The following is a 12,428-nucleotide window of genomic DNA, read 5'->3' as shown; positions in this document are numbered from 1 at the left end:
TAAAGATACAACGCATATGGAGTCATGGTATTGGTTGAACGAAAACAGTCGCGGTTTTTTGGCCAGAGGTTATTTGGCAGAAGGACAGACAGCGGAAGAGAGAATAGAAGTTATAGCTAAAGCAGCTGAGAAATTTTTGAAGCGTCCTGGTTTTGCTGATAAATTCGTAGATTACATGAGTAAGGGGTGGATTTCTCTAGCTTCGCCGGTTTGGTCTAACTTTGGGATTGATAAAGGATTGCCAATCAGCTGTTTTGGTTCTTATGTGGCCGACAATATGGGTAGTATTCTTTACACTAATGCTGAAGTGGGAATGATGAGTAAGTTTGGTGGAGGATGCTCTGGATATTTTGGAGATTTGCGAGAACGAGGAGCTCGTATTTCTGGTGACAATGGACATTCATCAGGAGCGGTTCATTTTATGCAGCTGTTTGAAACTTTGGTTGATGTGGTGAGCCAGGGTTCGGTTCGTCGCGGGCACCTGTCTCCATATTTACCAATTGAACACCCTGATATTCTAGAGTTTCTCGATATTGGAACCGAGGGCAATCCAATCCAAAAACTAACTCACGGTGTAACCGTGACAGACAAGTGGATGGAATCAATGATTGAAGGGGACGAAGAGAAACGAGCCATTTGGGCCAGAGTGATTCAGCGTCGGGGGGAGATGGGATATCCGTACATCATGTTTCAGGATGCCGCCAACAACAACACGGTCGATGTCTACAAAGATAAAAAACTAAGGATTTACGCTAGTAATATGTGTAGTGAGATTATGCTACCGTCACACGACGATTGGTCGTTTGTATGTTGTCTTTCTTCAATTAATCTTAGGCATTATGACGACTGGAAAGATACAGATTTGGTTGAGGTAATGGTTGCCTTTTTAGACGCCGTAATGGAAGATTTTATTCAAAAGTTGGAGGAGATGCGAGATAGCAAAGAAAAAGAAAAACGTCTAGCGTTTACTTTTATGGAACGAGCTTATAACTTTGCTAAAGCCAACCGAGCGCTGGGTCTTGGAGCTTTAGGTTGGCACTCGCTTTTGCAAGCCAAAAAACTTTCTTTTGAAAGTGAAGAAGCACAAAAGATTAATGTTGAAGTTTTTAAACACATAAATGAACGAGCTGTCGTGGCAACTAAAGAATTAGCTAAAGAATTAGGTGAGCCAGAAATATTGAAGGGTTACGGACGTCGCAACACCACTCTTTTAGCGATTGCCCCTAATACTTCTTCAGCCTTTATTCTTGGTCAAGTATCACAGGGTATTGAGCCAATTTGGTCTAATTGCTACATCAAGGATGTAGCCAAAATGAAAGTTACGATTAAAAACCCCAACCTAAAGACCTTGTTGGAAGAGAAGGGTAAGGATAGTAAAGAGACTTGGGACAGTATCCGTGATCACGATGGTTCGGTACAGCACTTGGACTTCTTAACAGCCGAAGAAAAAGAAGTTTACCGTACTTTCGCCGAGATTGATCAATCTGCCATTATTAAGCAAGCGGCTGATCGACAAAAACACATCGACCAAGGACAGTCACTTAATGTAATGGTGGCGCCGGACACACCCGTCAAAGATATCAACCAGCTTTACATCCAAGCTTGGAAGCAGGGAATTAAATCTCTCTATTACCAGCATAGTATGAACGCCGCGCAGCAGATGGTAAGGAAGAAGTTGACGGAGAAGAAGTAGAAAGAGGGGAAAAGCAGGGCGGCCGAAAGCCGTTCCGCTTTTTTCATGGCTTGACTTTTAAAATATTTCTGTTTTAATACCAACAGACATGATATTTTACTTATTAATATCATTCTGTTTCTTTAACGTTACGTATAAGAGGAGGTCTTATGACCGATGCATGTACAACAAATAATTATCCTGTAATAACCTTCTGGAATAAAGAAGTGCCTCCATTAGAAGTTATCAACGAAGGTGACCTTCGACTTAAACCTGTACTGAAAATTTTGGGTATTGAGAAGACTGGGTTGGTAGACCTCATTGCAACCAGTGATCGCAATGAAATTTTATCAAGGCAGTCTATATTCAGATGGTTACAACAAAATCCAGATTTTATGGACAAATTACTGGAACTCAACCTACCTTCAGACATACCTACTAAGGACAAGCTTTTTTTGCACGATTTTCATCCAGATAGAGAACAGCCGTCCTTATTCTTGGAAATCTTGCATGAGTACCACACTGCATTGCAGCGTACCGCAGAAGGAGACGTACCACCTGAAGTTAAAAAACTTATAAAATTTCTGAATGAAAATTTTGGAACTATAAGTGAGCTAGAGAAAAACTTCTCAAAGCAGGTGGTTGACCTATCAAGGACTACCGTCTCCTTTAATAGCATTATATCTTTGACTGTAGACAAAAGGGATGTAAAGTTACTTGAAGATAACACTCTTGGGTATCATCTATATGGATACGCTCCCCTGGATTACAAACCATGGACAATTGACAGTGGTTTTTTTCCAAAAATTCCACTCCCTCGCAAATGGAAGCAGTGGGTAGTTGAACGATTAAACAAAAGCAATGATCAGAGTGCATACGGACCACAAGTCATTGACGAGACTCCAGAGTCTCTTAAAAAAATTGTGGCTGATGTGGTAGGTGAGCTATTTAAAAACGTACGCAATGAATCAAATCACACCTGGGATGTAAAACTAGGTTTAACATATGAGTATGGAAGGCTTTTTGTTAAGATTGTAGACATACAACTTCAACTGAGTGGTATTAAACACAAAGACCAGAAAGACGAATATGAAAGTCAATCACTACAGATCAAATGTGATAGAGACTTTCCTGGTTATTCTCAAAAAAACACACAACGTTTTTTGAGAGAAGTTGAAGCACTAAAAGAAGCCTCTACAAGGGATCACCTGGCAAACGTAAAAAAAGCTAAGTTATTGGCAAATCTGTTTTCTGATGAAAAAACTAAACACTTTTTCTCAAAGAGCGGGGTTGAAGTTTCTTCAGATGATCTTTCTAGCCGATTCGCTTACAACTCAATTACTGCATTATGCTCAGGTCAAGTTGAAAAAGGTGTAGGCGATATGTTTAATGAAGCCAATGCCTGTCGTCAGTACATCAGCGGCTTGTTTAACCAGTTGATTGATATGACAAAGATAATCCGGTCACTTGATATCAAGTCAAAGGACTGGAAGACTACACTGTCTTTTCCAGAGATACTTGATGACAATAATCACGTATTTTCTTCGGACAATCTTTTTCCTTTTCACTTAGCTGTAGACGTCGATCCGTCAAATATTATTCCTGTTGGAAAATTACCTGATATTGCTGATAACATAATCAGTATAACAGGACACAATGCTGGCGGTAAAACTGTGGTTTTGGAGACAATAGCAACTTCCTTATATTTGGCTCAATGCGGACTACCTGTATTTGGAACAAATGTAAAATTCAACGCCAAACAAGCCATGGGGCTAGTATTCATTGAACGAGGATCTGGCTCAACTGCTGAGTTACTGCTCAGAAAGCTTAAGGCATTACTCGATAAAGCAAAAGAGAGTAAGCCTTCACAATGTATAACCATCATTGACGAGTTGGGGGGTGGTACTCAAGAAGCACAAGGAATAGAGCTTTCCGACAAAGTACTAAAAACACTCGCCGACAGCGGTTGTTCAGTTGTTTTTTCTACACAAATAACTGAACTAGTTAAACGCCTTGAGCGGAGTGGTCTAATATCGCTTAATATCGATAGAAGCACCAGAAAAATAACTGAAGGCATAGGAACTGGTGAAATAGATGAATTAGCAAAAGATATTGACCTGTTTTCAGAAAACGTTTAATAATGATATCAGGATAAAATAAGTATTTGCCCTCCGAGCCATTATGGCGAGGAGGGTGTTTTATTTTTAAATTTGACATCACTAAAGAATATTGTTACAGTTTCATCTGTTTTTGTACACGAAAGGGGAAAGTTCATTATGGATGATAGAGATGGACCGTCTGAGACGGAACTAGCGAATGCTGATCCTAGACTGGTTGGTACAAGGGTTACCTGTCAAGAGTATGTTGATCCTGAGGATAAAATTTGTAATCCTTATTATCTTAATGGTCATATACATAATGTTGATGATGAAAAGAAAGCTGTAAACGAAGATTCTGATTAATCTTAGAAAAAGGGGATGCAAATGAGAAAAAGAGAACCACAAATAGAAAGAATGGAAATCCTGGCCATTTCAGCAACATCATTTTTATATCATTTTTGGTCAAGTCTTCAAAGCGTATTGAAACTTAAACCAAAATGCTATACAAGACCTAAGACTAATAAGCGACGTTCTAGATTGCGTCGTTCATGATTAATTATCGTACATAAAAACCACCGGCCTAAAAACCGGTGGTTATTTTTTTGTTCGAACTGTGTTCAATCTTCATTGACATATTAGAGTGATTTCGTTATTTTAGGGTCTGTTGTACAAAAGCGTTTATTTTCTAACTCGAAAAATTAAAAGGGGAGAGGACATGAAGCTTAAAAAAAATACAAACGCTAATCAAAGAATATTGAGACTTAATAAGATTGCTCGCATGATACCAGTGGGCTGGAAAAAGCTCAAATTTAAACCGACTGGTGAGCTGAAAGTTCATTCTTGAAACTCACACTTATTATAAAGGGGGCCGTGATTATTAACCACGGCTTTTAATTATTCCTGTTGAAAGCTCAACCTTTTACTTTCACGGACAGTGTATTATGTATACGTACCAGCCAAGATTCTTAAAGGGCAGATGGCAGGGACTACGTTTCGCGACAACGCAGTCCCCGCTATCTGCCTTTATTAGTATCGGCGATTAAAAATTGCTATGATATAAAATCAGTATGCGCTTTTTTCTTATTATCAGTTTGTTGTTTGTGCTTGTATTTGGCGGCAGCTATTGGTACACCAGCTCCGCTCATATCTGCCCCGTACCGATCAAGTATAAGTTGGGGGACATAGACCCACGATTTAATTTTTCGGCGGAACAAGCAAAAGCCGTCCTTCTAGAAGCGGAAGATGTGTGGGAAGCGGCTGGAGAGCGCGAGCTATTTGTCTATGATGAAGATACGACTTTTACGGTTAATTTTATTTATGATGAGCGACAACAGTTGGCTCGAACAGAGGAAGAATGGCGTCAAGATTTAGATCAGCAGGAAAGAGAGAGTCAAGAAGTGTCAGACCGGGTTGATCAATTAAGGAGTGAATACAAGAACCTAGAGGCAGATTACTTAAAACAACGTGATACTTATGAGGATCGTCTTAATAAGTACAACCAACAAGTTGAAAGATATAACGCTGAAGGAGGGGCGCCGAGCGAAATCTTTACCGAGTTAAAAAAAGAACAAGAGTACTTGTCTGGATTATTAAAGAAATTACTTGAGGCCGAAAAAGATTTAAATGATACGGCCAACAGAATAAACGCTTTGGGAGAAGAAAGTAGTGAGATAATTGAGCGGTACAATGCTAATGTACTTCGTTATAATGAAATCTTTGGCCGATCAGATACTTTCACGCAGGGTGATTTTAAGCGTGAACGCATAAATATATACAAATTCTCGAATAATGAAGAATTAAAAAAAGTATTAGCGCACGAGTTTGGCCACGCTCTTGGTATTAATCATGTTGAAGGTGAAACTTCAGTAATGTATTATTTAACTAAAGAACAGTCTGGTTTGGTTGTTTTAACGGATGAAGATAAAGAAGCTTTGGTGGAAACTTGTGGGGAAGGGACGGAGGTCTCTCAAAGAACAAGACAAATGATTCGTGGTTTATTAGCTTACTTTTAATAACAAATTAATATGGAGAACAATATAAATAATTCATTTTTTAGTTCAAAAGGTAATCGTTTTTTGGGTACGGTTGCTTTGGTTGCTTTGGTCATTGCTTTAGCTTCTTACGCTACCTACACTCTGAAACAATCTAAATATCTTTATACCGGTCCGGTCACAATTTCAGTCTCTGGAGTAGGTGAGGTAGCAGCGGTGCCGGATCTGGGTTGGTTTAATTTTTCTGTAACCGCTAAAGGAGATGATGCGGCGGCGGCTCAAGAAGCGTCTGGTTCTAAGATAAACAGTATCATAGCTTATTTGAAAGATAGTGGGGTAGAGGAAAAAGACATCAAAACCGAAAATTACAACCTGTATCAAAAATACCGCTATGAAGCAGAAGTGTGTCCGGAAGGAAGTCTTTGTCCACAGAAGCGGGTACCTGATGGTTACGAAGTTAGTCAGATGATTACAGTAAAGGTGCGGGATATTGATACGGCGGGCAGTCTGATAGCTGGGGTGGGTGACCTAGGGGCAACCAATATAAGTGGACTTCAGTTTAAGATTGATGACACTGATAACTTAAAGATAGAAGCCAGAGCTCAAGCAATTGCTGATGCTAAGGCTAAGGCTAGAGTTTTGGCTAACGAACTCGGAGTTAGAGTAGTTAAGATGGTTGGTTACTATGAAGACGAAAGTGGTCCACGGCCGTACTATGGAATCGGTGGTGATATGGCTATAGAATCGGCCGCTAAGTCTTTTGAGGCACCAGAGTTACCAACCGGAGAAAATACCATTTCCAGTCGCGTGACTATTACTTACCAAGTACGGTAGTTGGCTCTCTAGAGTTTTTTGTGTCAAAGGCCGGCGCGAAGCGCCGGCCTTTGACATTATTTCAATTAAGCGTATAATGTCAGCAAGTCGCCGCAGAGGCGTTTTTATTTTGGTAAACTTATTATTATGAGCAATTTTGGGAACTACTTACGAGATACGGCCGCTGAAATGAAGCAGGTGAGTTGGCCGACACAAAAACAAGCGTTTTTGTATACTATTCTGGTTATCGTTATTTCGGCTCTTGTTTCGCTGTTTTTGGGAGCTTTTGACTACGTCTTCCAACTCGGCATCGACACAATTATTAACCGCATATAAACCATCGTTTTAATTATTTAAATTTATATGGCCAAACAAGCAAATACAGGTGAGAGGCACTGGTACGCTATTCATACCTATTCCGGATATGAAAATGCGGTAACCCGTAACCTAAAACAGCGTATTGATTCTCTTGGTATGAATGACAAGATATTCAATGTTGTTGTTCCAACCGAAAAAAAGATTCGCGTGAAAGGTGGCAAGCGAGTCATGGAAGAGGAGCGTATCTACCCAGGATATGTATTGGTAGAGATGATCGTGGACGATGAGTCTTGGTATGTGGTGCGAAATACCCCACGAGTGACCGGTTTTGTGGGTAGTGGAACTCAGCCGGTACCACTGACTGAAGAAGAGTACAATGCCCTCATGAAGCAGATGTCTACCGATACCATCAAACACAAAGTTGATCTATCAACCGGCGACATTGTGGGAATTGTTGACGGACCATTCAAAGACCTAGAGGGTAGAGTGGGTGAGATTGATGAAAAGAGCGGTAAGGTTAAGGTCTTGGTGCCGATGTTTGGTCGCGAAACTCCAGTCGAGCTAGACTTCTTGCAGGTTAAGAAAGTTTAGTGAGTAAAACTAACTATTAAGACTAATAAGACCAAGGGCAGACCTTGGTCTTACATGTATATAATTCAATGATAACACGATAACCATCGTCGATAAAAACTGTTTTAATTTGACATCACCTGTATCATATAGATATGGAAACACTACTTACAGTAATTGGTTTGGGGAATTTTCTAGCGATAATGGCTATTGTTTGGAAAGGAGGTGAAAGAATAGGAACGATTGAAACAAATATTGATTGGTTGAAAGAAACAGTTAAGGATATTGCTAATAATCAAAGTATTGCCAAAGATAATAAAAGATTAAATTTGATAGGCAACGCATCTCCGCTAAGATTGAAGCCGGAGGGCGAGAGGGTGCTAGAGGCTAGCGGGATGAAAGAATATATTGATTCACATGAAAGTGAGTTACATAATAAGTGTGGTCATAACTGCGATATTTCAGCCTACGAGATACAAGAAAATGTATTTGATATGTTTGATGGCATAGAGTTTGATAAAGATACAGATAAGAAGTTTAAGGACTATGCTTTTTCGAAAGGGATGAATATGGAAACAATTAGAAGAATTGGTGCAATCTACTTTAGAGATAAGTGTCTGAAATTGTGTAATTTGAATCATGGTGATGTAGACAACACTAAACCATAACAGTGTTAACGGCACCTACGCTAATTAAAATCAAGCAAAATAACCAAGAGCAACCTTTAGTCTTATACAGTAAATCAGCGCCGAGCTTCGCTCGGCGCTTTTCATACGCGGATGTTTACAAGCTCAAAAAAATTATTTAATGTGTAAGGACATTTCACTCAAAAAAGGAGACAGGAAATGATCCCAAAACCAGTTATAGTACTAGCCTTTGTAGTTTTCATTGTAATCTCGGCATTGTTGCCTATTGGGTCAGCTATTCATGGCTGACAGAAGAAATGATTTAAAAATATGGGGCCAGAATATTTTTGGCCTCTTTTTCTTGCAAAAAGCTGGTTTTTCTTGTACGATACGCGAGCTTCTACTGAGAAGTCTGGATATGGAACAGGCTGCTCAAAATAACAATAAATTCTTAATTTTAATAAAAACATGGCAAAGAAATTAGTAAAAAAGATCAAGGTGCAAGCCGTGGGTGGTAAAGCTACTCCGGCTCCACCTTTGGGTCCGGTACTGGGACAGGCTGGTATCAATATCGGAGAGTTTGTAAACCAGTTTAATGAACAGACTCGAGAGAGGATGGGTGAGGTGGTACCGGTAGAACTTTCTGTTTATGATGATCGTTCTTTTACTTTTATTACCAAAGTGTCACCAATGTCTCGCTTGATTCTAAAGAAACTTGGTAAACCAAAAGGCTCAAGCAAAAACAAAGTATCAAGAGCCGGTTCTCTAACCAAAGCTCAGGTTAAAGAAATTGCGGAAGAAAAAATGCCTGATCTAAATGCTGCTTCAATCGAAGCCGCAATGAAGATTGTAGAGGGAACTGCTTATTCTATGGGGGTAAAGATTGAGGGGTAATCTTGTCTAGAATAAGAAACGAAATAAAAACACCAAAAGGCCGGCGCTTCGCGCTGGTCTTTTGGTGTTGCTATTTTGATATAAATGTGGCAGAATCATCGCTTAGAGAAGTGCTTGTTGTAGGTTAATTTAATTCATTATTTATATAGGGGGAGAGATAGTAAACGACTTATGTACCAGGTTTATCTGTTGGCACAAGACTAGGTTTGTGCCGTGACGAGGACAAGGTTTCTCCAGACGTGTGGGTCTTATGTCTTGTCGATTATGAAAAGGGTGTTTTTATAGTAAAATGTATTAAAAGGAATATTCTTTTAAGATTTTCTTACGTTTCTAATGACTTATTCTTACTTAGTCCGTCAAGAGATAGTGGTCAAAGAAAGGGGTCTTCTTATTACTCATTTAGCATTTTGCATAATTAACCCTGAGTTTAAAGATAATAACAAATAGGCTGGTAAATAATTTTACCAGCCTGTGTTTTTTTACACCGATCTTTTCCAGATCACACCTTGTTTGGTGAGTTTAGGGCATACCGTACCTTCCCCTTGGAAAGAGTCTCCGTTACCTAAGTTTATTCCCAGTACTAATGGTATGCAGCTTGTCTCTCGATCCATTCTCTTTGTAAGTAAGAACAAGGTTAACGGATCTTTGTTGTTGCTTACATTAAAACTCTTTGTTACAAATCCACCTTGTTCACCTATAGATAGATGGTTTTGGATAAAAGTTTCAAGGGCGATACCGTCGTCCTTTTTCAGTCCTATTTCCCGTAAGTTTTCTGTACCCAAAACAGCTAGAGCTCTTTCGGACTTAAAGGGTTCTACCAGCGCATTTTTTCTGTCAGATACAGAGGCGCATGAAGCGGTAAACAAAATTGTAAGTATCAAGATGAAGATCAAAAAACTTCTCACTTTCTTCTCCTTTTGTAAAGTAGAAATGACAAACAAACATTCATTCAAATTAATATTTAATTAATTTGAATGAATGTTTATAACATATTTTTGACAAGGTGCAAAATATTTACCTGAATTCTCACCCTAATTGCACAATCCTTTGCACCCTAATTGCACAGGTCAAGATGACATACATACTGCTTTTGTATGTCACACAAACAAATAGGACCGGAAGACTGGCCGGTTATTTCACGTATGCTCAAAGCGGGATACTCAGGAGTGGAGATTGCGCACATTATCAACAAAGATCCAAGTGCGGTTAATAGACATATTAAAGCGTATGGTGGTCGGGATAGATACGATGCTCGCGAGGTTCGCAGAAAGAAAAAACAGGCACGTATCATTGCTATGGAAGGTACTAGAATACTCAAAGGAGTATTATTACGAGAAGTGAAACGATTATTAAAACAACACTACTCACCGGAACAGATAGTCGGAGTACGTGATGACATCTCTGCGAGCACTATCTACCGATACATTAACGAACGAGCTCCACACCTTAAACAATTTCTTCGTTCTCAGAAAGGCAAGTATCGGCGCAAACGAGGCACCAAAATACGTGAAAAAGTTCGTGAAAGAGCCAAGAAACGTCGTATTGATGAACGACCGCCCATTATTGAACGTCGCTCCCGTTTGGGAGATTGGGAGGGAGATACTATGCTGGGAAGAGACAAACGAGTACGTATTGTCACCTTCGTTGATCGCAGAAGCGGGTATCTAATTGCGTATCTTCTGCCAAAATTAAATGCTACTTTACTCACTAAACTGGCGGTGGAAAAATTCAGGCGTATACCCAAAAACAAACGAAAGACCGCTACCTTTGATAACGGTACCGAGTTCAGTGACTGGGAACGGTTTGAGAAACAAACGAGTATGACTGTGTACTTTGCTTATCCATACCACTCTTGGGAGCGTGGTACCAATGAAAATACTAACGGGCTACTTCGACAATATTTTCCGAAAGACTTGGATTTCAACACCATTACTCCACAAGAACTTTCTGAAGCGGTTCGTCGTATAAATCATCGTCCTAGAAAGAGACATAATTTCAAGTCTCCACATCAGATATTTTGGAAGTGATGGTCTGTGCAATTAGGGTGGTGATTCAAGATAGGGGCATCTGTGCTAATTAAAGTTAACCAAAACAAAAAACAACCAAGGGTAGACCTTTCCCGTCGCTAGTCGCTCCTCTTTAAGGTCTACCCTTGGTTGTTTTCTATACAAATTAGTTAAGGTTTTCTCTTAAAATCTACCCACTGGTATCTAAGCTCTCCGTATTCTTGCGGAGGGTGTTTCTTTATTTCAACAAAATCTTGGGTAAAGTCGGGGAAGTAGGCGTCGCCTTCCGGTTCATCATCAAAAAAAGTTAAGTGAAGTCGGTCTACGTAAGGAAAAGATAGTCGCCAAATTTCTTCACCGCCACCGATGTGGATTTCGGTCGGGTTTTCTTCTTGGGCAATGGTAAAAGCTTTTTCTAAAGATGTCGCAGTTTTTACACCTTCATGCTGATAGTCAGAATTTCTGGTGACTATTATGTTGGTGCGACCGGGTAGAGGCTTACCAAGTATCTGAACAATCGATTCAAAGGTCTTGCGACCCATAATAACGGGGTGACCAAGGGTAAGGGATTTAAAGTGTTTTAGATCTTCCGGTACGTGCCAAAGTAGCTTATTTTCCTTACCAACCACTCGGTTTTTTCGGCTCATGGCGGCTACTATTACTACCGGTACGTTTGGTTTTTTCATAGTGCACTGATTATGGCATAGATTTCAAATACTGTCGTGATTTTTTAGCAAAATCAGTCTGCTATAATGCTTAGACTATGGCCAACTTTGAAATTGAAATTAAAAGTCTCTTGGGAGAAAAAGAGCAAGCTGATAATTTAGTCGAAAAAATGCGAAAGCTAGATCCGGATTTGAAGGTAATTGGCGAAAATAAACAGCTCAATCATTATTTTATCGGCGGGGACATTCATGACCTCTATGACAAAGTAGAGCATCTTTTTATTGATGATCAACACGATAAGTTCAAAATGATTGCCGAGCGGGGTACTGACTTTTCGGTTCGTACTAGACAAAAAGATGATCAGGTACTTTTGGTTGTGAAGGCTGCTGTTGACGGTGGTAGTAGTAGCAACACTGTCTCCAGGTTGGAATTTGAAGAAACGGTGGCTTTGTCGCTACTTGAACTCGATGCTCTGATTCTTTCGGTTGGCTATGAATATGAGGCCAAGTGGTCTAGGGAGCGGGTAGAGTATGCTTATAAAGATATCAATGTTTGTTTAGATAAAAACGCTGGTTATGGTTACTTGGCTGAATTTGAAACGGTCACCGACGATGAGTCTGGTCTTGATCAGGTACGAGCTAATCTGGAGAAATTGATGGCCGAATTAGAAGTAGAAGAATTATCGCAGGATCGTCTGGCGCGTATGTTTGCTTTTTATAATGAAAACTGGACGGATTATTACGGCACCGATAAGACTTTTGTTGTTAAATAAA

At 39.8% G+C, this 12,428-nt stretch carries 13 protein-coding genes; 11 read left to right on the top strand and 2 right to left on the bottom strand.

The features are described 5' to 3' along the window. The first annotated feature begins 16 nt into the window (after window positions 1-16). From H6779_02160 to rplK, 9 genes are all read left to right on the top strand, one after another. Window positions 17-1,693, top strand: coding sequence for a ribonucleoside-diphosphate reductase subunit alpha (locus H6779_02160; GenBank protein USN88229.1), 1,677 nt, complete (start codon window positions 17-19; stop codon window positions 1,691-1,693). Between the two features lie 149 nt (window positions 1,694-1,842). Next, on the top strand, window positions 1,843-3,810 hold the full coding sequence (locus tag H6779_02155) for a hypothetical protein (protein ID USN88228.1): 1,968 nt from the start codon (window positions 1,843-1,845) through the stop codon (window positions 3,808-3,810). A gap of 138 nt (window positions 3,811-3,948) precedes the next feature. Next, window positions 3,949-4,134 carry a hypothetical protein gene (locus tag H6779_02150; protein ID USN88227.1) on the top strand — a complete coding sequence of 62 codons (186 nt, stop codon included), beginning with the start codon at window positions 3,949-3,951 and terminating at the stop codon, window positions 4,132-4,134. 704 nt (window positions 4,135-4,838) lie between these two features. Next, entirely contained in the window at window positions 4,839-5,783 is a 945-nt protein-coding gene (locus H6779_02145) for a matrixin family metalloprotease (protein USN88226.1), read from the top strand. 12 nt (window positions 5,784-5,795) lie between these two features. Next, window positions 5,796-6,596 (top strand): SIMPL domain-containing protein, encoded by an 801-nt coding sequence (locus H6779_02140; protein ID USN88225.1) that lies wholly within the window; start codon window positions 5,796-5,798, stop codon window positions 6,594-6,596. A 126-nt stretch (window positions 6,597-6,722) separates the two neighbouring features. Further along, window positions 6,723-6,911 carry a preprotein translocase subunit SecE gene (gene secE, locus H6779_02135; protein USN88224.1) on the top strand — a complete coding sequence of 63 codons (189 nt, stop codon included), beginning with the start codon at window positions 6,723-6,725 and terminating at the stop codon, window positions 6,909-6,911. 27 nt (window positions 6,912-6,938) lie between these two features. Then, complete coding sequence (gene nusG, locus H6779_02130; GenBank protein USN88223.1) at window positions 6,939-7,484, top strand: transcription termination/antitermination factor NusG; 546 nt, start codon at window positions 6,939-6,941, stop codon at window positions 7,482-7,484. A gap of 134 nt (window positions 7,485-7,618) precedes the next feature. Then, a complete protein-coding gene (locus H6779_02125; protein USN88222.1) occupies window positions 7,619-8,131 on the top strand; it encodes a hypothetical protein in 513 nt (170 codons plus the stop codon). A gap of 426 nt (window positions 8,132-8,557) precedes the next feature. Continuing rightward, window positions 8,558-8,983: a 50S ribosomal protein L11 gene (rplK, locus tag H6779_02120; GenBank protein USN88221.1), complete on the top strand. Its 426-nt coding sequence runs from the start codon at window positions 8,558-8,560 to the stop codon at window positions 8,981-8,983. Window positions 8,984-9,462: 479 nt separating this feature from the next. Here the strand turns inward: rplK and H6779_02115 are convergent, their stop codons facing one another. Further along, complete coding sequence (locus H6779_02115) at window positions 9,463-9,936, bottom strand: hypothetical protein (GenBank protein ID USN88220.1); 474 nt, start codon at window positions 9,934-9,936, stop codon at window positions 9,463-9,465. 141 nt (window positions 9,937-10,077) lie between these two features. Here H6779_02115 and H6779_02110 point away from each other — a divergent pair, with 141 nt between their 5' ends. Beyond that, on the top strand, window positions 10,078-11,010 hold the full coding sequence (locus tag H6779_02110; protein ID USN88219.1) for an IS30 family transposase: 933 nt from the start codon (window positions 10,078-10,080) through the stop codon (window positions 11,008-11,010). 149 nt (window positions 11,011-11,159) lie between these two features. Here H6779_02110 and H6779_02105 read toward each other — a convergent pair whose 3' ends face one another. Continuing rightward, window positions 11,160-11,675, bottom strand: coding sequence for a dihydrofolate reductase (locus H6779_02105; GenBank protein USN88218.1), 516 nt, complete (start codon window positions 11,673-11,675; stop codon window positions 11,160-11,162). A gap of 77 nt (window positions 11,676-11,752) precedes the next feature. On the opposite strand from H6779_02105, the gene H6779_02100 reads away from it, so the two are divergent. Further along, window positions 11,753-12,427, top strand: coding sequence for a CYTH domain-containing protein (locus tag H6779_02100; protein ID USN88217.1), 675 nt, complete (start codon window positions 11,753-11,755; stop codon window positions 12,425-12,427). The last annotated feature ends 1 nt before the right edge of the window (window position 12,428 follow it).

It is taken from the genome of Candidatus Nomurabacteria bacterium (assembly GCA_023898525.1).
GTDB lineage: Bacteria > Patescibacteriota > Minisyncoccia > Phycocordibacterales > UBA918 > OLB19.
Note: the sequence above shows the minus strand (reverse complement) of the source record. Positions and strands in the feature narration are given on the sequence as shown.